The sequence below is a fragment of the Acetohalobium arabaticum DSM 5501 genome, assembly GCF_000144695.1.
GTDB lineage: Bacteria > Bacillota > Halanaerobiia > Halobacteroidales > Acetohalobiaceae > Acetohalobium > Acetohalobium arabaticum.
This window is the reverse complement of sequence record NC_014378.1, coordinates 2,079,412-2,101,731: the sequence shown is the minus strand read 5'-3', so window position 1 is coordinate 2,101,731 and position 22,320 is coordinate 2,079,412. Positions and strand designations below refer to the sequence as shown.

The following is a 22,320-nucleotide window of genomic DNA, read 5'->3' as shown; positions in this document are numbered from 1 at the left end:
CATGTGTAATCGATTTAACTTTTGATATGCTTGATATTAAAAGTAATATATGATATACTATATGTAAGAGGTGATAACAATTGAGCAACCAAAATAATTTAATTCATGCCAGAACATGTGTTTATAATGTTGGCTATCATATTGTATTTACAGTTAAATATCGTAAAAAGATATTAACAGGTAAAGTAGCTACTAGATTAAAAGAAATATTACATCAAGTTGCCCAGGATAAAGAGTTCATTATTGAAACTATGGAGTTAATGCCTGATCATCTACATTTATTTGTAACTGCTCACCCTAAAATAGCACCTAGTTATATTGTTAAAATGAGTAAAGGTATTAGCGGTAGATTATTATTAAAAGAATTCCCTAAATTAAGAAAGCAGTTATATAAAGGACATTTATGGAATAAATCTTATTATCTAGAAACTGTAGGTAATATCTCTAAGGATACGGTTAAACAATATATTGAAAATCAAAAATCTAAATAATAATATTTATATAATATTGAAAGGAGGTGAGCTAATTGAAGTTAGCTAAATATTTTATTCATAAACCTAATCAAACCCAACAAATTGTATTAGGTTGTTTAGCTTATGCTAGTGCTAGGTTATATAATATCGGCAATTATCAACGTAAAAATTGGTCTAAAGATAGTGATAAAGAGTATCCTGATTGGTATAAACAAAAAAAGCAATTAAAAGAAAATTTTTGGTATAAAAATTTACCTTCTCAAACAGCACAGGAAACACTTAAAATTTTAGCTGATAACTGGGATAGTTTTTATCAAAGTAAAAAAGATTATCAAAATAATCCTGATAAATATACTGGTGAACCTAATCTACCTAATTATAAACCTAAAGACAGTAAATTTAACTTCCGTTATCTCAATAATGGTTTTAAAATTATTGATGGTAAGTTAAGATTATCTATTCCTAAACAGTTAAAAAAGTATCTAAAAGAGGAATACTCTATTACCAACAAATTCTTATGGATAAGAGTGCCTAATGAGCTGTTATCCAGTAATAGAGATGTCCTTAACTCAACTACTAGAATTGAGTTTAAACCTTTAAGCGATGATACTTATAAGGTAATCTTAACTTATAAAGTAGATACTCCTACTATTAAAGAAGATAACGGTAATTATTTAAGTATTGATCTAGGCATTAATAATCTAATGACTTGTTACAGTAATCAAAATCAGGAAAGCTTTATTATTGACGGTGGACAATATTTAGCTATTAATCGTTATTTTGATAAAAAAATCAAACATTATCAATCTATTTTGAATGGTCAGGGCAAAAAGACTTCTAAACGTATCCAAAATCTATATAAAAAGCGACGAAAACAATTATTTCACTTAATTCATAGTGCAACTAAAAAAGTAGTTAATTACTGTATTGAAAATAATATTTCTAGAGTAATAGTTGGTGATATAAAAAATATTCGTGATGATGCTGACCTAGGTAAACAGAACAATCAAAAACTCCATAAACTACCTTTTGATATTATCTATCACCAACTAGAGTATAAACTTAATTTACAGGGGATTACTTTAATCAAGAAGAGTGAAAAATATACCAGTCAATGCAGCCCTTACAGTAAAAAAGTAACTAAAAAATATGGTGATAAGTCTAATCGTATTAAACGCGGCTTATATGTAGACAAAAATAATAATCAAGCCTTTAATGCCGATAGTGTAGGTTCATTTAATATCTTACGCAAATACTTACAGCAGCGACGTAAAGGAAAAGATATTACTTTGCAGGTTAAAGGTTTATCAAATCCAGTTAAATATAGCTGGAATGATCATCAATTTGCAGCTTAAAAGTAACTCCAAGTCCAGTATTAACTGGATAGGAGTATTGGTGTTGGACACGCCGATTGGGTAACTTGCTTGATATTACGGGTAACTCCCATAAAAGCAGGCGACCATGAAGCTCGGTATTTCAATGCCGAGTAGTTCACGACATATAGTAGAGGTGTTTTTAAGGAGGGCGGGAGTTATGGAGGAGGAAAAGAGTAGAGGTTATTTCAAATCTATTATCAGTGCTGTGCCTGACTTAATTATTTTATTTGATGAAGAAGGTAATTATCTTGATGTATGGACTTCAAAAGCAGAGGATTTAGTAGCTTCTAAAGAGAAACTTATAGGTAAAAATATTGATGAAGTTTTACCTAATGAAGTTGCAAATAGTTTTAAGAAATATTGTTCTCTTGCTATTGACAATGATGAACTTAAAACTTACGAATATGAGCTGGAGTTTGAAGAAGGAAAAAGATATTTTGAAACACATTTGGTTTCTGTAGATGCAAAAGATGCTAATAACAATGAGGTTTTGGCTGTAATTAGAAATATTACTGAGCGGAAAATAGTCGAACTTGAATTAGAAAGAGCTTCAAATAAATTAGAATTAACAGTAAAAGGAGCTAAACTTGGACTGTGGGATTGGAATATAAAAACTAATAGAATTGAGACTAGTAAACAATGTTCAAATCTTTTAGGATATGAACCACCTAACTCCTTTACTCATTGGAAAGAACTAATACATGAAGCTGATAAAGCAAAGATATCACAGCTAATAGATAAGCTTTTAAATGGAGATACTTCCTATGGGAAGATAGAATATAGGATTAAAACTGAAGATAATAATTATAAATGGCTTCAAGTTATAGGAAAAGTAGTTAAGTGGGATAATAAAGGGAATCCAGTTAGGGTTTTAGGTATTCTCAAAGATATTGATAAAAGAAAACAAGTAGAAGAAGAACTAAAACGACAAAGAGCATATTTTCAACAATTATTTAATAAATCTCCTAATGCTATAGTGCTGTTGGATAATGAAGATAGAGTAATTAAAGTTAATAAAAGTTTTGAACAGCTCTTTGAATATAAACAGACCAATATTAAAGGTGAAAAAATAAATAACTTAATTATACCTGAAAAAAATTTGGGTGAATCTATAGAAAAATCATTAAAAGTAAAAGAAGGAGAGCAAGTATCAGATGAAGTTGTTAGAGAAACAAAAAACAGTAAAAAAATTTATGTTGAAATTAATGCTTTCCCCATAAAATTAAATCAAGGACAAATAGGTGTCTATGGTATATATCGGAATATTAGTAAAAGAAAAAAGGAAGAAGCAAGAATTAAATATTTGTCTTTTCACGATGAAATGACGGGATTATATAATAGAAGATACTTTGAAAATGAAATTGAGAGATTAAATAATTCAAGGAAGTTACCTATTAGTATAATTATTGGTGATATGGATGGGCTTAAATATATTAATGATAATTATGGCCATAAGATGGGAGATGAATTCATAAAAAAAACAGCTGAAGCATTTAAAGCTGCTACTAGACAGGAAGATATTGTAGCTCGAATCGGGGGCGATGAATTTGCTATAATACTTCCTGAAGCAGATTCTAATACGGCTCAAAAAATATGTGAACGAATTCAAGCGAAAACTAAGTGGCATAATAAAAAAATAGACTTACCTGAACCGCTAAGAATATCTTTAGGTTATGCTGTTAAGATAGATCGGAACCAAAATTTAGATGAAATTTTTAATAAAGCAGATCAGAAAATGTATCAAAACAAAGAATCTCGGAAATATAGTCCAAGAGATAATTGATGATGGTATGAAAAAAGAAAGCTAACCGGATTCCGGTTAGCTTTCTAAAATATTATTAAAATCAAAGTTACTGCAAGTAACTCTAAGATAATTATATCTTAAATGCTTCATTCTTCTCCAAATAATCCTCCGAATCCGCCGCCGCTAAATAGTAGAAAGACAGCTATAAGAATTAGAATCCATTCAAATTTAAAACCGCCGAAACTACCAAATCCTCCGAATCCTTCGGTAGACACATCTTCCACTTCTTTAGTGGTAGGTTGGTCCATACCTTCTGTTGTAGGTTCTTCCATTTTTTATGTACCTCCTTTTTATTAATTTACTCTACAATATCATATGTTACTGACAGAGTAATCGTGAATAATTTATAGAAGTAAAGGATAATAGTTAGGGTTAGAAAAACTAACCCTAACTATTATAATTAATCATTTAGTCTGCATCAAAGATGCCAAATGCTCCTCCACGGCAGAGACAGCTAATTAAAAAGACCACCAAAATCAATTCAACATAGCAACCGCAGCCACAGAAATCACGATCATATCCAGACATTTTTTTAACCTCCTTTCATTTGAAAAATATCAATTTAGGATTAATAAGTTGTAAGGTTAACAGTCATAACCAAAGACACCTCTTCCAACCTGCTGTAAGATTAGGATAACAATCAAGATTACAACAGGGTCAGCGTCAAAATAATCGAAACCTCCTGGCATTGGGAATACCTCCTTTCTTGTGGTTTGAAAGTATTGGAGTGAAAGATTTAATTATTTTCTTTATATAATTTTCATAATATAATATGTTTTTGAAGTTAGAATTGTGAAGAAAGTTTATTCAGTTATTTTATCTATAATTTGATTATTTATTATATAATATGGAGGTTTTGCTTTAATCGTGCAAGACAGTTCTTCATATAAGATAAAAAGCAAATTTTAAGTTATATTCATAACTTTTGATCTATTTTACGACAAAATCATTCCCGATTTAGTAATGATTAACATATTATATACTAGACTTTATTCTAAGGAGGAAGGAGGTGTGTAAATAGATGTATTCAGCTGATCCGATAGAGACTTTGATTACCATTCTTGTTTTACAGCAGATAACTATTAAAGTTAGTGGTTTAAATTTTGGAGGTTACTCTGGTCAAAGGAAAGATGGAGCCCAGCAACAGCCAGGCCGAGAGTATAATGAACCTGATCAGAGGAAGAAGGAGACTAGTAAAGACTCTAAAGGTGACTCAGGAGACTATATAATAGTTCATGACCAGCTCTTAAATGAAGATGAATTACAAGAAAAGGTAGAATTACAGAGAGAACAGGGGCAGGTTAGAAAGAAGTTACCCTTAATTAATGGAGTAGCCTGTCGACTAGAAGACGAAGACCATATAGCTGAAGTTGAATCTATTCGCGGAGTAAAGCGAGTAGATGAAGACTTAACTTTAGAAATTAAATCGTTAGATTTTGAATTAGAATCTGAACAATCATTATCAGGGGATATGGTACCCTGGGGTATAGAAGCAATTAATACTTTAGATGCCTGGTCTGATCTAGAAGTAAAGGTAGGGATTATCGATACAGGTATCGACTTAAATCATTTTGATCTATCACCTATCAATTCAGGTTATAATACTGTTGAGCCTAACCAACGGCCCTACGACCCAAATGGCCATGGTACTCATGTTGCTGGTACAATATCTGCCCGAAAGAATGGTAAAGGTGTAGTAGGAGTAGCTCCTAATATTGAATTATATCCAGTTAAGGCATTTGACAAAGATGGTTCTGCTAAGATGTCTGATTTGATTGAGGCTTTACAATGGAGTATTGATAATAATCTAGGGGTGCTAAATATGAGCTTTGGAGTTGATAAAAATAATAATTCTTTACGGGAAGCAATTGCTAAAGTTCATGAAGCTGGAATTACGATGGTAGCAGCTGCAGGTAATGATAGTACTGCTGCCGTCAATTTTCCAGCCCGTTATCCGGAGGTAATTGCTGTTGGAGCAGTAAATAAAGATAAAAGACTTGCTGATTTCAGTAATTATGGTACTGGCTTAGATATAGTTGCGCCTGGAGTTAATGTTCAATCTACTTGGAAAGATGGACAATTTAATGAGCTTAATGGTACTTCAATGGCCACTCCTCATGTAACAGGCATTGCTGCTTTGATACTTGGCAAGTTTAATAATCTAACTCCAGCTAGAATTAAAAGAGCTATAAAGAGAGGAGCTACCCCACTACAATCTATTGCTCCAGTTAAACAAGGAGCAGGCTTAGTCGATGCAGCCCAAACAATAGAATTACTAAAAAAGCAAACTTAGGACTCTTTAGCGGTAAGGTTAGACCTAACCTTACCGCTATTTAATATATATTTAATTAATTCTATTTTTATTACTATTTGTTTTAACATTAATTGTAACTAAATGTTTTATATAATAAGCTGTCTTTTAGGTGATAGTAATGATAAGGAGGGAACTCAATATGGAACAGTTAACTCAGATGGAATTAAAGAAGATTAAGAATCAGATGAATATTATTGCTCTAGCATTAAAAAAATGCAAAAATTATCAGCAACAGGTACAGGATACTGAATTAAATAATATCTTTCAGGAAGCCGAACAGGCCCATCAAAATCAGCTGCAAACATTATTGAATCAACTACGAAACTTCAATGGGCAGGAACATTAATCTAATTAGGGAGGATAAAAAATGAATCTGCAAGATAAAGAAATGGCAAGAGATATGTTGATTATGATGGAGCAGTTAATTCAGACTTATACTAAATCAGAATTAGAAGCGGCTAATAAATCACTGCGGGAAGTATTTCATGATCTAAATAAAGATATGGAAGTGCTGCATACTGAATTATTTAATTTGATGCAAACAAAAGGATGGTCTGAGGTAACTACAGCCAGTCAGCAGGAGATAGAGAGTGAAATTATTAGCTGGGAGCAGAAAGGATTAAAGGATGACAAAATAGAACCTGTTGAGTAAGTAATTTAAGGGTTAGCAGTTAAGAAAGGAGGAATCAGATGTTTAAAAAGTTAATGAATAAAATAATGATGGGTATGATGGATAATATGATGGATCATATGATGAATCGGATGATGCAGGAGCCCTATACAGAAAATCTATTTTCTTTTATTACTATTATGAAGAAATTGAGTCCAAAAGCAATTATAGAAGCCGGAATGCGGGCTGAATCCGGTAAGCCCATTGAACGACCGTTAGGTAGTCCTAATGTTCAATCTGAATGGCAGAAACTATTTTTAAATCCGGTTCATTTATTTAAACTACCAACTCAGGATGGAGTACAGATTCAGACTAAAACGACTATTGGTCCTCAGGCTGAAAACCCTCTTAAATTAGAACTGCCGATTCTATTAGCCGGGATGTCTTACGGCGGAGCTTTGAGTTTAAATGCTAAAGTAGCTTTAGCCAGAGCTTCTGCCATGGCTGGAACGGCTACTAACTCCGGTGAGGCACCATTAATTGATGAGGAACGAGAGGAAGCAGACTACTTTATCGGTCAGTATAACCGCGGCGGCTGGATGAATCAGCCTGAACAGCTAAGCCGGTTGGATGCAATCGAAATTCAGCTAGGACAGGGAGCGCAGGCAGCAGCACCGATGGGAATGTCTCCTACTCAGATCGGCGAAGATCTGCGTCAGGCTAAGGATCTGGAGCCAGGAGAGAAGGCGGTCATTCATACCCGCTTGTCAGAAATGAAGCAGCCGTCTGACTTTTTCGAGATTGTCCAGCAGCTTAGAGATGAGTATGGAGTACCAGTGGGACTCAAGTTCTGTGCAACCCATTATTTAGAACAGGAATTGGAGATAGCTGTCAAAGCCGGGGTTGACTATGTAGTAATTGACGGCGCTGAGGCTGGTACCCACGGTGGTCCTACTACCTTACAGGATGATGTCGGGCTGCCGACGCTTTATGCTTTATCACGAGCAGTGAAATTTTTAGAAGAAAAGGGAGTTAAAGATCGAGTTTCAGTTATTGCTTCTGGTGGCTTAACGACGCCGGGACATTTTCTAAAGGCTTTAGCTTTGGGAGCAGATGCTGTTTATATCGGCTCAATTGCATTAATGGCTCTTTTGCAGACGCAGATGTCTAAGGCCTTACCTCAGGAACCGCCGCCTCAGATCCCGTTATATCTAGGAAAATTCAAGGAAGATTTAGATGTAGAGGAAGCTGCAGAACATCTGGCTAAATTTTTGAAGTCATGTCTAGAAGAAATGAAGTTAACTGCTTATTCATTAGGAAAGACTGATTTAGCCCAACTAAATCGTAAGGACCTGGTCTCTGTAGACCAGGAGTTGGCTAAAGTATTAGGCGTGGATTATGCTGGTTATCCACAATTAGGTGCAGATCCAGTATCGGAATCTAATATTAATTTTATGGAGAAAGAGAATGAAGAGCCGCAGCCTACTACACATTAAATCCATAGTTAGAGGACAGCTTATTATTAACGGGCTGTCTTCTTTAACTATTCTTAAATAGGGTAATTGTAAAATCTTCTGGCAAATAGCTACAATCAATAATTAATCTTTCAGTTATTGATGTGCAGAATTCACCCATTTTTAATGGATTAAAGTAGTAGTAATTCTTTTTAGTCTTAGGATAAAAAGAACTTATCATATTAAAGGAAAAGCCATGGTATGATTTATTGTAAAGTCTTTTGATCATATCTTTAATCTGTTTACGGTGATTCTGTCCCCAGGATAATGTAAAGACACCGCTTGCTACTATAAAGCCGTACTTTTGTGGCTTTTTTAAGAAGGACCCTGTATCAATGAATCTGAATTCAGGGAATTTTTTTCTATTATCCTTTAAAAACTCTTCCATTATATCTACTCCTATATATTTTTCTGCCAAGCTTCTTTTCTGTAACCAGGGTAATAAATCGGCTAATCCACAACCAAAATCTACAATACTTTCTTTTTTAAGTAATTCTTGATCAAAATTTTTGATTAAAGCTTTAAATCTCTTGTATTGTTTCTGTTCAGATTCCCATCCCACTGCCTTATGTGACTTATTAGAACTTGAATATCGTTTTCGATAAAAGTTTTTAATTTGGTTATAATTTGACAAAGTAATCTTTCCTTTCAATTATTTATAAGGATAGAAACAGTCAGGGCTAGTTCTTCTAACCCTAACTGTTTTAACTTAATTATCTATTATTTAGTCTGCATCGAAGAATCCAAATACTCCTCCACGGCAGAGGCAGCTAATTAGAAAGACCACCAAAATTAATTCAATATAGCAGCCGCAGCCGCATAAATCATGATCATGTCCAGGCATCTTTTTAACCTCCTTTCTTTTTTGAAAATATCAATTTAGAATTAGCGAGTTATTGTTTAATAGTCATAGTGATGACTGAAAACACCTTTTCCAACCTGTTGTAAGATGAGAATGACGATTAAGATTACAACAGGGTCAGCGTCGAAATAATCAAATCCTCCTGGCATTGGGAATACCTCCTTTCTTTGTTTTAAAGGTATTAGTATTAAAATGTAGATTCAAACTTGGTTTTGATTTATAATTTTCATAATATAATATGTCTTTGGAGTTAGGATTGTGAGCCTTATATGTTAGAATAGATCAAAAATTGATTCAGTTATTTTATCTATAATTTGATTATTCATTAAATAATCCGCCAAAGCCGCCACCGAAGTGATCAAAAATAATTATAAAAGCAAAGACCCAGATTAGTATTTGAAAAAAGCTGCCGAAGTAGCGCTCTAATTCAGCAGATTCAAATCCGAAGGATTCTTCTTGCATTATTACTCCTCCTCTCTCATAAGCGTTTTTAATTTCACTCAATAATATAGTATGTAAGTTTGACCTTAATCGTGCAATTCTATTATTCATATAAAAAAAGATTAGGGAATGTTTTGATAACAGCTTCAAAAGGATTGAACTGTCTTATATGTTAATTGAAAAAATCAGAGCTACAATAAAGTAGCTCTGATTAAAAAGTAGTTTAATTGGATTTCAAATATATTTTTTTAATATCTTCTGAAGAAACGTCTGAAGAAGAAAAAGAAGAGAAATGGAAGTATACTGCTTAAAAGTAGTTCAATATCGATTTGACCACCAAAAGGGTTGTTTTGGTTTTCCATTAGTTACTTTAATTATATTTTAAATTGACTCCCGATTTAGTAATAGTTAGCATAGTATATATTAGACTTAATTCTAAGGAGGGAGTTAATTGATGTCTTTAGCTGATCCGATAGAAACTTTAATTACAATTCTCATTTTACAGCAGATAACTGGGAATAATGGATTTGATTTTGGAAGTTACTCTAGGCGACAAAAAGATAGTTCTCGAGCCAGTAATCCTAGCCGCAGAAGAAATAACTCTAAGAAAAAGAATTTATCAGATTATATAATAGTTCATGATCATCAATTAAATGAAAATGAATTACAAGAGAAGGTAGAATTACAGAGAGAAATGGGACAGCTGAAAAAGAAATTACCTTTGATTAATGGCGTTGCTTGTCAATTAGAAGATGAAGACCATCTAGCTGAAGTTGAATCTATGCCTGGAGTAAGGAGAGTAGATGAAGACTTAACTTTAGAAATTAAATCATCATCCGGAGATTTTATTCCCTGGGGAATAGAAGAAATTAATGCTTCAGATGCTTGGTCTGAGCTAAAAGCTAAAGTTGGCATTATTGATACTGGAATTGATTTAAATCACTTTGATCTATCGCCTATTAATTCAGGTTATAATCCAATTAATTCTGCCCAACAGCCTGAAGACCAAAATGGACATGGCACTCATGTTGCTGGAACAATAGCTGCGCGTAAGAATGGAAGAGGAATAGTAGGAGTAGCTCCTGCTATTAAATTATATCCAGTTAAGGCATTTGACAAAGATGGTTCTGCTAAAATGTCTTCCTTAATTGAAGCCTTACAGTGGAGCATTGATAATGATTTGCAGGTTTTGAATATGAGTTTTGGAGTTGATAAAGGTAATGATACTTTGCAGGAGGCAATTGTTAAAACTTATGAAGCTGGAATTACAATGGTAGCAGCAGCCGGTAATGATGGTGCTACTACAGTTGATTTTCCAGCTCGTTATCCAGAAGTGATTGCTGTTGGAGCAGTAAATGAAGATAAAAAACTTGCTGACTTCAGTAATTATGGTAGTAATTTAGATGTTCTTGCCCCTGGGGTTGATGTTCAATCTACTTGGAAGAATGGGCAATTTAATAAACTTGACGGTACATCAATGGCTGCTCCTCATGTAACAGGTATTACTGCTTTAATACTTGGCAAATTTGATAATCTAACACCAGCTAAAATTAAAGAGGCTATAAAAGAAGGAGCTGTTTTATTAGACTCTATTGATTCGGCAAAACAGGGATCAGGTTTAGTTAATGCAGCTGAAACAATAGAAATATTGAAGAAACAAAATTAAAATAAAAATGAAGCGGCAAGGTTGGTTTCGACCTTGCCGCTTTTGCTTTAATTACTCTGATAATTTTTTCGATAATACTTCTGCTAGAAGATCACTTAATTCTGATTTGTCGATCCCATCAGATTCAGAATCTGTATGCTTTTGGCCATGGGAGTTAGTATCATCAGAATTCTTATTAAAAGATTTAGGATTACGTGAATCTGATTCATTTTTTTCATGTTGATTATGTGGATTTTGTTCAGTAGATCCTGATTTTATATTTGATAGATCAAGATTAGTGTGCGATAATACAGTTTCTAGATTTAATTCGCCGTCATTTTGGGCCTGTATCTTGCTTAATTGTTTGATAATTGGTCCCATCTGCTCAATTGTATTTACTAGATTGATTATCTGTTCTATATTATCTGTAAAAGTGCGTAAATCAGATATAACTCCTTTTAAATTAGACTTCATTAAACTTGTTAGGCTGACATTAGTAGAAGTGTTATTAGGGGAGGTCTTTCTTTGTAAATTATTTTGAGTTTTTGTTTCTTTTACTTGAGATTTATTTTTCTTTTTAGAATTTTTCTTTTTTGTTTCGGTTTCTGATTTTTGATTAGTTTGTTGTTTAGTTTGATTAGTGTTGGATTTTTTTTCTTTATCGTTTGATGAATTATTTTTTGGATTCCGGCTCCGGCTTCGTTTTTTCTTAACCATATTTTCCCTCCTTATTAGCTGAGATTAGTTATTCTATATTACTAGTATATGCAGTTGGTTTTCAGGATGTTAGTATATTTTATTAATAATTCCGGTTATTTTATTAATATCACCGGAAGATCATTTAAAAGGATAAATAAATAATAATAACCCCCAAGCAGATAAGTCTGCTTGGGGGTTATAATGTAGTTTATACAAAGTTTTTAAACTCTATAATAAATTTATAATTTTCAATTATAATTTAACTACATTTTCAGCTTGAGGACCTTTTTCTCCTTCTACTACTTCAAATTCAACTTCTGCACCTTCGTCTAAGTCCTTGAAACCGTCTTCTGCAATTGCAGAATAATGTACAAATACATCGTCCTCGTCTGGTCGCTCAATAAATCCAAAACCTTTGTTAGAATCAAACCACTTTACTGTTCCTGATAAAATCACTAACTAATCCCTCCGTAAACTTTCTTCTAAGTATTTTTGGTACCAAAACTTTAACTTCGGCAACATCTATAATGTTATCATAGAAAATGCTATATGTCCAGCTTATAAGCAAATAATTATTAAGTAATTGGAAGTTCAGTATTTTTGGTAAAAATAGGAAATTATTTTGATTCAGAATTTGGACAGGAGATTTTTGACTTTTTCTTGTAATAGTAGAATAAGGGATATCTGTAAAGAAGGGAGAGAAAGAATAAAATGAATGAAAAGTTATCTGCCTTAACCTGGAAATGTAGATTAGGATTAATTACAGTTCTTTTATTTGGGATTCCAATAATTAATTTGATCAATAGTTTAATCAGTAATTACATAAGTAATAGTATAATGGGGTATTTAGGAATCTTTATAGAAATAGTTATTATTTTTACCTTAATTGAATTTTTGTTTAGAGAATTTATTATTGAAGAGCTTAATCAGACTCTTAATTCAGTAGATGAGTTTGATGCTGATTTGAAAGATAAGAATATAATTAAAAATATTAAAGATGAAATAGATGACTTGTCTATTTATAGTCAGGAATTATCTGCTTCATCCAATGAAGGTAATGTAGCAGTAAAGAAGACAAATGAGCTTGTAGAAAAGATACTTGCTAATATTGAAGATATCTCTGCTAGTGCTGAAGAAGTAACCGGCTTTGCTGAGGAGGCAACGGCTCAAACACAGCAAGGAAGGGACAATATAGATGGAACAATTAATAGCATTAATGAAATTAATCAGGTAGTAGATGAAACAGTAGAAACAATGCAACAATTGGACGATAATGCTCAACAGATTAGTGAAATTATAGAGTTGATTACTAATATAGCTGACCAGACCAATCTACTGGCTTTGAATGCTGCAATAGAAGCTGCCAGAGCAGGCGAAGAGGGACAAGGATTTGCTGTAGTTGCAGAAGAAATTAGAGAACTTGCAGAAGAAACTTCCAGTGCTACTAATAATATTATAGATATTGTTGAGACTACTCAAAATAAAGCTGCTGAGGGATTAAGTTCTATTAAACAGGTGAAGAATAAAGCTGAGGAAGGTAAAGTAGTAGCTGAAGAGACAAATCAGATCTTCTTTCAAATAGAAGATGCTAGCCAGGAAGTAGCTGAAATGATTGAACAGACAGCTGCTGCTGCTTCTAATTTAGTAGAAAGTAGTGATGAGTTAAGTGAAGAGTCAGAGACTTTAGCCAGTATTTTTGATGTAGTTTCTGATTCTTCTGATGAATTAGCAGATATGAGTGCAGAAGTAAGTAGATTATTCAATGATTCAGAAGTTAATACTGACGATGTTGAGCTAATTAACTGGAATGATAGCTATTCAATAGGAATAGATAAGATCGACTGCCAGCATAAACAGCTTTTTGAACAGGTTAATAAATTAATTATTGCCAATAGAGAGAATAGAGGACAAGAAGAGATGGGTGAAATTATTGATTTTTTAGCCGATTATACTATCCAGCATTTCAGTGATGAGGAAGAATTACAGCAGGAATCTGATTATCCAGATTATAAACAGCATAAAAAAATTCATGATAACTTCGTTCAGGATGCAGTTGAGTTTAAAGAAAAATTTGAAGAGGGTAAAGTAGATACAGGTGATATGATGAAATTTAATAGAAAAATAGCAAAATGGTTAGTTAATCATGTAAAAGGAATTGATCAGGAATTAGCAAAGTATGTTAGAGAATAATTTGAATATTATCTGTACTAATGGAGGCTTTTAGCCTCCATTTTTAAATTTTTTAGAAAATATTGTTTGAAATTTTATCTCTTTAATTTACATATTAATTAAGATTTTTAGAAATAAATATAATGAAGCTAAATATAATTTTAAGGAGGCAGTAAAATGGCAGAAGGAGAATATCAAACATCAAATCAGGAATCTATAGAAGAGATTTCAACTAATATGAGTAATTTTGAAGGAAGTTTTAATTTAGATAAATCAGGATTCAATTCTCAAATGCCTGGTCATACAACGGATCATTCAATGATTTTAAGACAACAGCCTAGAACTATAAAGAAAGAAGGAGCAGGTATCGGACTGTCGGATGAGGTTAGACTAGAAATGGCTCAGATGCTAGATGATCATCAGTCTGCACTGACAGTTGCTTTACACCAATATAATAAGCATCATTGGTTGACTGAAGGAGCAGAGTCATTTTTCAGCTTACACCATATGCTTGAAGAACATCGTGATAAAACTGTAGATCATATTGATATGATAGGAGAAAGGGTAGCTCGATTAGGATGTGTTCCAACTGCTCATCCTACTACGCAGCATGAACTTTCTTATCTAAAACATGAGGTAGAAGGACGTTATACAATGCGAGATTTTCTGCGTAATGATTTAGAACATGAGTTAAAGCTGCAAGAAATGATGCGGAAAACAATAAAACGGGCTCATGAAATAGAAGATTATGGTACTGTTGAGGTTTTAGAGGAGATCCTTCTAGATCGTGAAGACTTTGGCTATCATATCTATAGTGTATTAGAGGATGATACGCTGGTTCGGGGAATGAATCATTTATTAGATAAAGAACATGATTTAATTAATCGATCGACAGAAACATCAGAGAATAAATTACAGTAACAGATAATTATTAATGAAGAGTTCCTCTATAAAAAATGAGGGCTCTTTAAATTTTAAATAATTATAATGAACTTAAATATGGTTTTTGAGGAGGTAATTAAATGAAGAATAAAGAATCCCAGACATCCAAGTTTAATTCGCAAATGACTTTAGGAGAACAGTCTAGAATTATAACGAAAAAAGGAACAGATGTTAGGCTACCGAATGAAATTAGTCCAGAAATGGCTCAGATGTTGGATGGCCATCAGTCTGCATTAACTGTTGCTTTATATAAGTCACTGGCTGAGTGAACTACTCGGCAATGAATTACCGAGCTTCATGGTCGCTTGCTTTTATGGGAATTACCCGTAATATCAAGCAAGTTACCCAATCGGCGTGTCCAACGCCACTACTCCTATCTAGCATAGGTGCTAGACTCAGAGATACTTTTATTGCTCAAGATAGAAGTGTAAGCATCTCTATAAGTGCTTACTAGAAGATTTAGTGTCTTCTATCTACAACGAGCACCCTGAATATTTTACACAGTAGAGGTTTAGCTACTGCAACCTCCAATATTCACTTGTGATTTACATCTATATTATAATAAATTATGGAGCAAATATCAATTGTTTAAATTAATATTTGCTAATCCTTATATCTCCCATTTGAAAAAGGGAGATATAAGGATTATTTCCTAAACGAAAAGCTAGAGGTATTTCCTCTAGCTTTAAAAAATGATACTCTAATAATTTAAACTGGATGGGAGTGGTTTAAGGGAGGGTCAGTTAGAGTCAGGAGAGGTAGCCTGGCCTGAAGATGGTAACAGCGTCATTGTAATTGCAGTTTCTCATCCTGAAGATAAACCTGAAATGGACTGGTGGTATGGGAAAACTACTTCTCCCGGAAACCAAAGGCTTATTCATACTCTTGAACAGATAACTGAGTGGTTTAGTTTATCCAAAACTAATTTTTTAAAATAAGTTAAGTCTATTTCTATTGGTTCAATTGGAATTCGAGTATATTCAAAGAATTCTAATATTTCTTCTTCTGGTATTTCTCTGACTCCAGTGTCTAATAATATAATTTTATCATAGAATCCAAAATTCTGTCTGGCATCTATCGGGTCCCAGCCTAATCCATTTTGACTGGCAAATATATCTCGCCAATGCTTAAGATAGCCGCTGGTTAAGTAAAAAATATCCCCTTGGCTGTCTAAGTCTGTTTTTTTGTCGCCAAGTAGGGCCCACATACAGTCCTGTGCTTTAATTCTGTCTCCATTATATTTTGTAATGGTTTGATCAATCTCAGGATAACAGTTACCAAAGATAATAATTAATTCTTCGTGTTTATGGCTTACTTCATCCAGCACATCAATTAATCTAGCTCTTAATTTATCAAAATCCACGTGTAGAGCCGGATCGATATAATACTTTTCAGCAGTGATTCCTTCTTCTTGACAGATTAATTCCAGCTCTTCTGCTAACACGCCACAACATATTATTCCCTTCTCTTTCTTGACTGATTTTTTCATTTGTTCCTCCTTTTTTATGTTATGCTAAGCATGCTGGTAAGTCATCATTCTGTCGGTGGGCTTGAATACAGGCACAACACTTGCCCTGTAAGTCACAGTCTGCTGTACAGGTACAGTCAATTTCATTAACTTCAATATTAGGGCAATCTGCTCGATCTTTCATTTCTGCCATGGTTTGCACCTCCTTATCTATAATTATATCAAACCCTTACGTTAGCGTCAAATTTATTATAAATATTACTTCTTAATCTTGAAACAGAAGTTAGTGTTTAATAAATCGGAAATTATAAAAAAGCTTTTCGATTAGGACACTGTGGAGGACAGGAATCTTTGGAACAGCTTTGGCATTCTGCCAACATTTCTAATGCTGTTTGACTTCGTTGGCGTAATTTTTTTAGTTTTTCAATCTGTTCGTTGGTAGCTTCTAATTGAGATTTTAAGATTTGTTTGCTATATTCTAGTTTTTCTTTCTTATTTTTGTCTGGTTGGGGATGTAATAGTTCTTTGATTTGGTCTAATGAAAATCCTAATTCTTTAAAACCTTTGATTACCATCAGCCGTTGTAAATCATTCTTTGTATATAATCGAAATCCCCCTTCACTAACTTTAGAGGGAGTTAAAAGTTCTAATTCCTCATAATAACGTATAGTGCGTTTGCTAACTTCTGCTTTTTTACTTAAAACACCAATTTTAAAGAAATCTATTTCTTGGCTGTTTGTCATTGGATTCACCTCTCTTTACTCCTGTAAAAATTATATCATAAAAAATTAAAAATAAAAAATTATAATTTATACAGGTAACTTATGGAGTTATCTTGAAATTCACGATATACAGTAAGGAATCTGTCTTTGTTTTAATTATTAAAGAATTAGGAGGAACAAATTTATGAATAAATTCAAATCACTCTTCACTTCAAGTTCTGATCAAGTCATTACAGTCGATTTATTAACCAGTGCTGGAATTATAATTTTACAGTTAGCGGGAATATTTATTCTATCCAAGATATTATTTAAATTTATTAACTATTTAATTGAAAATATATTTGATGAAAAGGATGGCCATGATAGCCAGACCATCCAACGTAATAAAACCTTAAAGACTATTTTACAGAGTGCTCTCAGATATTTATTTTATTTTGTTGTAGTTACTACTAGTCTACAGGTATTGGGAATTCCAACTGCTTCGATTTTAGCAGGAGCAGGTGTTTTTGGGCTGGCAATAGGTTTTGGAGCCCAGAATTTAGTAGAAGATATAATTACAGGATTCTTTATTTTATTTGAAAACCAGTTTGGAGTAGGGGATTATATTAGAGTTTCTGAAGTAGAAGGATTTGTACAAGAAGTAGGATTAAGGACTACTAGGATAAAAAACTTCAACGGTGATCTACATATTATACCTAACAGAAGGATAGAACAGGTTACTAATTTAACAGCAGATTTGCGGAGAGTAGCAGTTGATGCAGCCATTGAATATGAACAGAATATTGGACAAGCAGTTACAGTCTTAGAAGATCTATGCCAGGAAATTAAAACAAATTATAATGAAATAATTAATGAGGGTCCAGAAGTTCTAGGAGTCCAGGAGTTAGCTGCTTCTAGTGTTAAGATTCGAGTGGTAGCTATGGTAGAGGCAGAAGAATCCTGGCAGTTTGAACGGGTAATGAAGCGAAAAATTAAAGACAGGTTTGATGAAGAAAGTATTAGCATTCCTTATAACCATCTTACATTAGTTGAGAAATAATAATCAGCCCCGGCTGCTACTACATAGCCGGGATTAAACTTTAATGGTCAGATTTTTATTTTTCTAAGACGTCTTCAACATTATTTTTAATTCTGGTTAAATCTTCTTCATTTGGCCGTCCTTTGATATTTCCTAATCTTCCTTCGGTATTTATATTCGGGATATTCATATGCATTTCTCCAATTACATACCATTCATCCACTACATTAAAGCCTATATGTTCTAAGAACTGGCCTAGGTACTTTCCTACTGGAATGGCTTCATCAATTCCTGTATGTGGCCCAGAATAAGTGCAGAAAACAGCTGCTTTCTTATCAGGGCGGTCAGGAGCACATAATTTAACTTCTCCTTCATTAGAATAAGTATTTAATTTGCTTTGTAAAGTTTTTAATGCCGGCTTTGGAGGTAAGAAGTGGTGGGAAGGAGTACCTAAAAATACCCAATCATAATCTAAAAAATCGTCATCTTCCATTTCCTTAACTTCTTTGTAGGTTACATTTAAATCGTTCTCTTCTAAAGCTTCTTTAATAGTTTCGGCTACTTGCTCTGTATTACCGGTTCGAGACCAATAACAGACTAATGCTTCTTTTTCCATTTTATCCTCTCCTTATTAGAATGGCTGTAGCTTGAAGTACTTTGTATTATATTACTATATAAAGAATTGAATTCCTGGTATTTTTAAGAATTAATAACACTTATCATAGTTTAGGAAGAATAGGTTAGTATTTGTTTAAATATTAACTATATGTAATTGTATTAATCTTTAATATCATTGAATCTAAGGCATTATATGATATACTATGTGTAGAAGGTGATAATAATTGAGTAACCAAAATAATCTAATTCATGAATAATCTAATTCATGCTAGAACATGTGTTTATAATGTTGGCTATCATATTGTATTTACAGTTAAATATCGCCAAAAAGTATTAACAGGTAAAGTAGCTACTAGGTTAAAAGAAGTATTACATCAAGTTGCCCAGGATAAAGAGTTTATTATTGAAACTATGGAATTAATGCCTGACCATGTTCATATTTTTGTATCTACTAAACCAACAGTAGCACCTACCGATATAGTTAGAACCATAAAAAGCATATCAGCAATTAAGCTTTTTGATAAACACCCTAAGTTAAAGAAGTTTTATGCTCGTTGTGGTTCTTTATGGAGTAAAGGATATTTTATAGATACAGTGGGTAATGCAAATATTGAAACTATTAAAGAATATATTGTAAATCAAGATTTTCAATAGAAAGTGAGGTGTCAAGATGACTAAGAAGTTTATTCCTATTAAACGAGTCTACAAGTGTCGTATCTATCCCAACCAAGAACAACAAGAAATCATTAAGCAAACTATAGGTGCTGCAAGGTGGGTCCCCATATGTTAGGATAGTTGATGATGTATTATCAATAATTACAGTCTTTTCAGCTAAATTATATGGTAGATGTCAACGCTATAGTCTGATTAAATAGGTGAGTTTATGAGTAAGTTTAAGAAAATTTGCTCAGATATAGACCAGCGGTAGGTCATAAATGAGTTAATTTAATTTATAGAGGAGGAAAAAGATGAGAGAAATTATTCAAACAGGAAAAGTAGTTGCTATCTGTTGTGGAAGAGAAAGACGTGAGGCTAAAGAAGTGACAGATGAAGGGTATATTAAGACAGACTATGGTTTAGAAGGCGATGTACATGCGGGAAAAGGAGAGCGTCAGATCAGTCTGTTGGCTAGTGAGGAAAGTAAGGAGTTAATGGAGAAGTATAATCTGGAATATGGAGATTTTGAACAGAATATTGTAACGGAAGGAATAGAAGCTGATCATTTATCGCTGGGGGATAGATTGAAGGTCGGTGAGGATATTATTCTGGAAGTTACGCAGATAGGTAAAGAGTTTCAGGATGGCTATGAAATCTTCCATCGGGTAATGTGTGAGCGGGGAATATTTACAAAAGTACTACGCGGAGGAGAAATTAAAGCTAGGGATCAGATTCAGGTATCTTCTTCATAAGAGGAAAATGATATTCTGAAAGCGGGCTTCACTCTAAAACAGAGTGAAGCCTAAAGCAGTAATTAAGTTTTATTTTTAATTATAAACTGCTTTTTTGATCCATCAAATTTTTTCAGCTTCCAGATTAGTTTATTCTCTTTTTGGCTAGCTTTTAAGCTTGAACCTCTCCCTCCAATTTCAACAGGTAGATACATTTCGATTGCTTCTTGCGGACATTTCTTCACACAGGCTCCACAGTCCCAGCAGTTTTTTTTATTTCTGATCATAATTGCCCCAGATTGGGCTTGGTATAATAGATTGCCAGGGCAGATTCTGATACATTCTTTACATTCATCACATAACTCTTTGTCAATTTTAACTGTCATTTGGATCAATCTCCTTATGTTTCCGCTCAATAATTTCAATTTTATCCTTCTTATTATTATAAATGGAGTTAACAAATTTAAACCAGTTTTCATCATCCTTATCAGGATAATCAACTCGTTCCTGATATCCTCTCCATCTAGTCTCTTTTCGGTATAGCAGATGTTCAACCAATACCTGGCTGACTTTTACTTTATCAATTACTTCCTGAAGTTTCATTAATTGATGTTTATTATTGGCCTGACCTTTAGTTAAGTCCTGGTTTAGTTTGTGGAGTAATCTTCGGGCGGTTAATAACTTTTCTTCCTGTAGTTGATAGTTAGTACTCAACCCCCCTGCGTACTCATCCATTATCTTCTGTAGTCTTTTTTCTAAGGCGGGGGCAGGAAAACCTGCTTCTTTTTTTAGGGGACTGACTAGACGATTTAACTCCTGGGTTATAAGTCCATTATCTATTTCGAAAGTTTCTACCTTGGATACATATTCTAATGCATTTAAGACAGCAATTTTTCCCTCAACCATACAGCCGGTAGCATACTTTTTAGGGGCTCCTCCAGCTACATCTCCTGCTGCGTATAGTCCCTGGAGGGTTGTTTGGCGATTTTTATCAATCCAATAACCTGATTGGGAATGACCGCCTACTATGTAGGGTTCGGTTCCGTGAATTTCCACCTGTTGTTCATGGGGTTCAGTATCTTCATCAGCCCACTTAAGTAGTATATCAGGCGACATATTTAAATAAGATTTCTTCAATCTTTGGCTCTCCTCTTTATTTAGGTGGGTCAGATCAAGGAAACAGGGACCTTTTCCTTTCTGATTTTCTTGTACTGTAGCATATAGCCGGAAAGGAGTTGAATTCTTCTTATACTTCTTTTGGTACTCTTCTCCTAGGACATTAACCTGCTTAGCATCAAATCTCTGGGCTAAAGTACCTGTTGGAGAGATTACATCTTTAGCCCGGAGGGCAATAAATCTCATTTCAAAGGTTGTCATTTCAGCTCCAGCTCTAATCCCCATTGCATAACCGGCTCCTGTATTGAACGGACAGTACCAGATCTTATGTCTTGCTTGGCCGGGATTATTGGGACGATAAATTCCAGCTGCTCCTCCGGTAGCACAGATAACTGCTTTGGCTTGAAGTACATAAAATTTATTATTCCGGACCCCAAATCCAAATGCTCCTCGTACTTGACCATTGTGGACTATATAGTTAGTTACATTGATTCTATTTAAGACTCTAACTCCGCTCTCTTTAACCTTCTTAGCCAGAATTGGTTTGATCTGTTCTCCATTAATTCTGATACTTCTAGAACCTTTGGTCAGATAATTGCCTGCCTCATCTTTTAAGAAAGGAACTCCCCAGTCCTCAAGATTATGGGCGGCTTCATTTACTCCCTTAGCTATGGTATAAATCAAATCATCTCTAACCAATCCCTCTGAATCTTCTTTTATGTAATCTAAAAAGGACTCCGGCGTCTGATCGGGATTTAAATAAGCATTTAAAGCACTGATTCCGGCTGCTAAACAGCCGCTTCTTTCTATCTGGGCTTTCTCTACAATTAATATATCTATATCTTCATTATATTTCTTACCCATAATTCCAGCATAACAGCCTGCTGCTCCGCCACCGATGATTAAGATATCGGTCTTTAAATTGATAACTTCCATTTTACTCAACTTCATCACCTCATAACTTCTAACAAATAATTATTTGAGCTGCATTTAATTTATGACTTAACTATGCGGATTTAGGACAAAAAGTAAAGAACCCACCCTTATTTATATGGGTGATGAATTTACTACCTATTCTTTGATTCAATATCAAAGAATAGGTTATTTTTGTTTAAATATTAACTATATGTAATTGTATTAA

General features: G+C 33.6%; 26 protein-coding genes. 15 read left to right on the top strand and 11 right to left on the bottom strand.

Annotation, left to right across the window (positions count from 1 at the left end):
• The first annotated feature begins 80 nt into the window (after positions 1 to 80).
• From tnpA (acear_RS10185) to acear_RS10175, 3 genes are all read left to right on the top strand, one after another.
• Positions 81 to 491, top strand: a complete 411-nt coding sequence (gene tnpA, locus acear_RS10185) for an IS200/IS605 family transposase (RefSeq protein WP_013278940.1) — start codon at positions 81 to 83, stop codon at positions 489 to 491.
• 35 nt (positions 492 to 526) lie between these two features.
• Positions 527 to 1,828: an RNA-guided endonuclease InsQ/TnpB family protein gene (locus tag acear_RS10180; protein ID WP_013278939.1), complete on the top strand. Its 1,302-nt coding sequence runs from the start codon at positions 527 to 529 to the stop codon at positions 1,826 to 1,828.
• 178 nt (positions 1,829 to 2,006) lie between these two features.
• Positions 2,007 to 3,632 carry a PAS domain S-box protein gene (locus acear_RS10175; RefSeq protein WP_013278938.1) on the top strand — a complete coding sequence of 542 codons (1,626 nt, stop codon included), beginning with the start codon at positions 2,007 to 2,009 and terminating at the stop codon, positions 3,630 to 3,632.
• A 107-nt stretch (positions 3,633 to 3,739) separates the two neighbouring features.
• Here acear_RS10175 and acear_RS10170 read toward each other — a convergent pair whose 3' ends face one another.
• Positions 3,740 to 3,925 carry a hypothetical protein gene (locus tag acear_RS10170; RefSeq protein WP_013278937.1) on the bottom strand — a complete coding sequence of 62 codons (186 nt, stop codon included), beginning with the start codon at positions 3,923 to 3,925 and terminating at the stop codon, positions 3,740 to 3,742.
• Between the two features lie 749 nt (positions 3,926 to 4,674).
• Here acear_RS10170 and acear_RS10165 point away from each other — a divergent pair.
• The 4 genes from acear_RS10165 (at position 4,675) to acear_RS10150 (ending at position 8,073) form a co-directional block, all read left to right on the top strand.
• Positions 4,675 to 5,946, top strand: a complete 1,272-nt coding sequence (locus acear_RS10165) for a S8 family peptidase (RefSeq protein WP_013278935.1) — start codon at positions 4,675 to 4,677, stop codon at positions 5,944 to 5,946.
• A gap of 160 nt (positions 5,947 to 6,106) precedes the next feature.
• Positions 6,107 to 6,313, top strand: a complete 207-nt coding sequence (locus acear_RS10160; RefSeq protein ID WP_013278934.1) for a hypothetical protein — start codon at positions 6,107 to 6,109, stop codon at positions 6,311 to 6,313.
• A 21-nt stretch (positions 6,314 to 6,334) separates the two neighbouring features.
• Positions 6,335 to 6,619, top strand: a complete 285-nt coding sequence (locus acear_RS10155; protein ID WP_013278933.1) for a spore coat protein — start codon at positions 6,335 to 6,337, stop codon at positions 6,617 to 6,619.
• 38 nt (positions 6,620 to 6,657) lie between these two features.
• A complete protein-coding gene (locus acear_RS10150) occupies positions 6,658 to 8,073 on the top strand; it encodes an FMN-binding glutamate synthase family protein (protein WP_013278932.1) in 1,416 nt (471 codons plus the stop codon).
• A 43-nt stretch (positions 8,074 to 8,116) separates the two neighbouring features.
• On the opposite strand, the gene acear_RS10145 is transcribed toward acear_RS10150, so the two are convergent.
• Both acear_RS10145 and acear_RS12615 read right to left on the bottom strand, forming a co-directional pair.
• The gene (locus acear_RS10145) at positions 8,117 to 8,725 is read right to left on the bottom strand and encodes a class I SAM-dependent methyltransferase (protein WP_013278931.1); all 609 of its coding nucleotides are present in this window, start codon (positions 8,723 to 8,725) and stop codon (positions 8,117 to 8,119) included.
• A gap of 546 nt (positions 8,726 to 9,271) precedes the next feature.
• Positions 9,272 to 9,415, bottom strand: coding sequence for a hypothetical protein (locus acear_RS12615; RefSeq protein WP_013278928.1), 144 nt, complete (start codon positions 9,413 to 9,415; stop codon positions 9,272 to 9,274).
• Between the two features lie 433 nt (positions 9,416 to 9,848).
• Here acear_RS12615 and acear_RS10140 point away from each other — a divergent pair, with 433 nt between their 5' ends.
• Positions 9,849 to 11,060: a S8 family peptidase gene (locus acear_RS10140; protein WP_013278927.1), complete on the top strand. Its 1,212-nt coding sequence runs from the start codon at positions 9,849 to 9,851 to the stop codon at positions 11,058 to 11,060.
• A 51-nt stretch (positions 11,061 to 11,111) separates the two neighbouring features.
• On the opposite strand, the gene acear_RS10135 is transcribed toward acear_RS10140, so the two are convergent.
• On the bottom strand, positions 11,112 to 11,756 hold the full coding sequence (locus tag acear_RS10135) for a hypothetical protein (protein ID WP_013278926.1): 645 nt from the start codon (positions 11,754 to 11,756) through the stop codon (positions 11,112 to 11,114).
• Positions 11,757 to 11,990: 234 nt separating this feature from the next.
• Positions 11,991 to 12,194, bottom strand: coding sequence for a cold shock domain-containing protein (locus acear_RS10130; protein ID WP_013278925.1), 204 nt, complete (start codon positions 12,192 to 12,194; stop codon positions 11,991 to 11,993).
• 255 nt (positions 12,195 to 12,449) lie between these two features.
• Between acear_RS10130 and acear_RS10125 the strand changes: the two genes are divergently transcribed.
• The 3 genes from acear_RS10125 to acear_RS10115 all read left to right on the top strand — a co-directional run bounded on the left by acear_RS10125 (position 12,450) and on the right by acear_RS10115 (position 15,118).
• Positions 12,450 to 13,928: a bacteriohemerythrin gene (locus acear_RS10125; protein ID WP_013278924.1), complete on the top strand. Its 1,479-nt coding sequence runs from the start codon at positions 12,450 to 12,452 to the stop codon at positions 13,926 to 13,928.
• Positions 13,929 to 14,084: 156 nt separating this feature from the next.
• Positions 14,085 to 14,828, top strand: coding sequence for a Dps family protein (locus acear_RS10120; protein WP_013278923.1), 744 nt, complete (start codon positions 14,085 to 14,087; stop codon positions 14,826 to 14,828).
• A gap of 101 nt (positions 14,829 to 14,929) precedes the next feature.
• Positions 14,930 to 15,118, top strand: a complete 189-nt coding sequence (locus tag acear_RS10115; RefSeq protein WP_013278922.1) for a hypothetical protein — start codon at positions 14,930 to 14,932, stop codon at positions 15,116 to 15,118.
• A 608-nt stretch (positions 15,119 to 15,726) separates the two neighbouring features.
• On the opposite strand, the gene acear_RS10110 is transcribed toward acear_RS10115, so the two are convergent.
• From acear_RS10110 to acear_RS10105, 3 genes are all read right to left on the bottom strand, one after another.
• Positions 15,727 to 16,338, bottom strand: coding sequence for a DUF1638 domain-containing protein (locus acear_RS10110; protein WP_013278921.1), 612 nt, complete (start codon positions 16,336 to 16,338; stop codon positions 15,727 to 15,729).
• A 19-nt stretch (positions 16,339 to 16,357) separates the two neighbouring features.
• Positions 16,358 to 16,510: a hypothetical protein gene (locus tag acear_RS12610; protein ID WP_013278920.1), complete on the bottom strand. Its 153-nt coding sequence runs from the start codon at positions 16,508 to 16,510 to the stop codon at positions 16,358 to 16,360.
• Positions 16,511 to 16,622: 112 nt separating this feature from the next.
• On the bottom strand, positions 16,623 to 17,060 hold the full coding sequence (locus acear_RS10105; RefSeq protein ID WP_013278919.1) for a helix-turn-helix domain-containing protein: 438 nt from the start codon (positions 17,058 to 17,060) through the stop codon (positions 16,623 to 16,625).
• 163 nt (positions 17,061 to 17,223) lie between these two features.
• Between acear_RS10105 and acear_RS10100 the strand changes: the two genes are divergently transcribed.
• On the top strand, positions 17,224 to 18,078 hold the full coding sequence (locus tag acear_RS10100; protein WP_013278918.1) for a mechanosensitive ion channel family protein: 855 nt from the start codon (positions 17,224 to 17,226) through the stop codon (positions 18,076 to 18,078).
• Positions 18,079 to 18,133: 55 nt separating this feature from the next.
• Here the strand turns inward: acear_RS10100 and acear_RS10095 are convergent, their stop codons facing one another.
• On the bottom strand, positions 18,134 to 18,673 hold the full coding sequence (locus acear_RS10095) for a flavodoxin family protein (RefSeq protein WP_013278917.1): 540 nt from the start codon (positions 18,671 to 18,673) through the stop codon (positions 18,134 to 18,136).
• A 251-nt stretch (positions 18,674 to 18,924) separates the two neighbouring features.
• Here acear_RS10095 and tnpA (acear_RS10090) point away from each other — a divergent pair, with 251 nt between their 5' ends.
• The 3 genes from tnpA (acear_RS10090) to acear_RS10085 all read left to right on the top strand — a co-directional run bounded on the left by tnpA (acear_RS10090) (position 18,925) and on the right by acear_RS10085 (position 20,084).
• Positions 18,925 to 19,329, top strand: coding sequence for an IS200/IS605 family transposase (tnpA, locus tag acear_RS10090; RefSeq protein WP_013278916.1), 405 nt, complete (start codon positions 18,925 to 18,927; stop codon positions 19,327 to 19,329).
• A gap of 16 nt (positions 19,330 to 19,345) precedes the next feature.
• Complete coding sequence (locus acear_RS13035; RefSeq protein WP_013278915.1) at positions 19,346 to 19,465, top strand: helix-turn-helix domain-containing protein; 120 nt, start codon at positions 19,346 to 19,348, stop codon at positions 19,463 to 19,465.
• A gap of 178 nt (positions 19,466 to 19,643) precedes the next feature.
• The gene (locus acear_RS10085) at positions 19,644 to 20,084 is read left to right on the top strand and encodes an MOSC domain-containing protein (protein WP_013278914.1); all 441 of its coding nucleotides are present in this window, start codon (positions 19,644 to 19,646) and stop codon (positions 20,082 to 20,084) included.
• A 62-nt stretch (positions 20,085 to 20,146) separates the two neighbouring features.
• Here the strand turns inward: acear_RS10085 and acear_RS10080 are convergent, their stop codons facing one another.
• Entirely contained in the window at positions 20,147 to 20,449 is a 303-nt protein-coding gene (locus tag acear_RS10080) for a 4Fe-4S dicluster domain-containing protein (protein WP_013278913.1), read from the bottom strand.
• The gene (locus tag acear_RS10075) at positions 20,439 to 22,130 is read right to left on the bottom strand and encodes an adenylyl-sulfate reductase subunit alpha (protein ID WP_041667366.1); all 1,692 of its coding nucleotides are present in this window, start codon (positions 22,128 to 22,130) and stop codon (positions 20,439 to 20,441) included. The genes acear_RS10080 and acear_RS10075 overlap by 11 nt, the downstream gene beginning before the upstream one ends.
• Positions 22,131 to 22,320: the final 190 nt, after the last annotated feature.

Bases quoted from the DNA above. Each gene is read 5' to 3' on its own strand.
- acear_RS10175 (WP_013278938.1), top strand. From the start codon at position 2,007: ATGGAGGAGGAAAAGAGTAGAGGTTATTTCAAATCTATTATCAGTGCT.
- acear_RS10170 (WP_013278937.1), bottom strand. From the start codon at position 3,925: ATGGAAGAACCTACAACAGAAGGTATGGACCAACCTACCACTAAAGAA.
- acear_RS10165 (WP_013278935.1), top strand. From the start codon at position 4,675: ATGTATTCAGCTGATCCGATAGAGACTTTGATTACCATTCTTGTTTTA.
- acear_RS10160 (WP_013278934.1), top strand. From the start codon at position 6,107: ATGGAACAGTTAACTCAGATGGAATTAAAGAAGATTAAGAATCAGATG.
- acear_RS10155 (WP_013278933.1), top strand. From the start codon at position 6,335: ATGAATCTGCAAGATAAAGAAATGGCAAGAGATATGTTGATTATGATG.
- acear_RS10150 (WP_013278932.1), top strand. From the start codon at position 6,658: ATGTTTAAAAAGTTAATGAATAAAATAATGATGGGTATGATGGATAAT.
- acear_RS12615 (WP_013278928.1), bottom strand. From the start codon at position 9,415: ATGCAAGAAGAATCCTTCGGATTTGAATCTGCTGAATTAGAGCGCTAC.
- acear_RS10140 (WP_013278927.1), top strand. From the start codon at position 9,849: ATGTCTTTAGCTGATCCGATAGAAACTTTAATTACAATTCTCATTTTA.
- acear_RS10135 (WP_013278926.1), bottom strand. From the start codon at position 11,756: ATGGTTAAGAAAAAACGAAGCCGGAGCCGGAATCCAAAAAATAATTCA.
- acear_RS10125 (WP_013278924.1), top strand. From the start codon at position 12,450: ATGAATGAAAAGTTATCTGCCTTAACCTGGAAATGTAGATTAGGATTA.
- acear_RS10120 (WP_013278923.1), top strand. From the start codon at position 14,085: ATGGCAGAAGGAGAATATCAAACATCAAATCAGGAATCTATAGAAGAG.
- acear_RS10115 (WP_013278922.1), top strand. From the start codon at position 14,930: ATGAAGAATAAAGAATCCCAGACATCCAAGTTTAATTCGCAAATGACT.
- acear_RS10110 (WP_013278921.1), bottom strand. From the start codon at position 16,338: ATGAAAAAATCAGTCAAGAAAGAGAAGGGAATAATATGTTGTGGCGTG.
- acear_RS12610 (WP_013278920.1), bottom strand. From the start codon at position 16,510: ATGGCAGAAATGAAAGATCGAGCAGATTGCCCTAATATTGAAGTTAAT.
- acear_RS10105 (WP_013278919.1), bottom strand. From the start codon at position 17,060: ATGACAAACAGCCAAGAAATAGATTTCTTTAAAATTGGTGTTTTAAGT.
- acear_RS10100 (WP_013278918.1), top strand. From the start codon at position 17,224: ATGAATAAATTCAAATCACTCTTCACTTCAAGTTCTGATCAAGTCATT.
- acear_RS10095 (WP_013278917.1), bottom strand. From the start codon at position 18,673: ATGGAAAAAGAAGCATTAGTCTGTTATTGGTCTCGAACCGGTAATACA.
- tnpA (WP_013278916.1), top strand. From the start codon at position 18,925: ATGAATAATCTAATTCATGCTAGAACATGTGTTTATAATGTTGGCTAT.
- acear_RS13035 (WP_013278915.1), top strand. From the start codon at position 19,346: ATGACTAAGAAGTTTATTCCTATTAAACGAGTCTACAAGTGTCGTATC.
- acear_RS10085 (WP_013278914.1), top strand. From the start codon at position 19,644: ATGAGAGAAATTATTCAAACAGGAAAAGTAGTTGCTATCTGTTGTGGA.
- acear_RS10080 (WP_013278913.1), bottom strand. From the start codon at position 20,449: ATGACAGTTAAAATTGACAAAGAGTTATGTGATGAATGTAAAGAATGT.
- acear_RS10075 (WP_041667366.1), bottom strand. From the start codon at position 22,130: ATGAAGTTGAGTAAAATGGAAGTTATCAATTTAAAGACCGATATCTTA.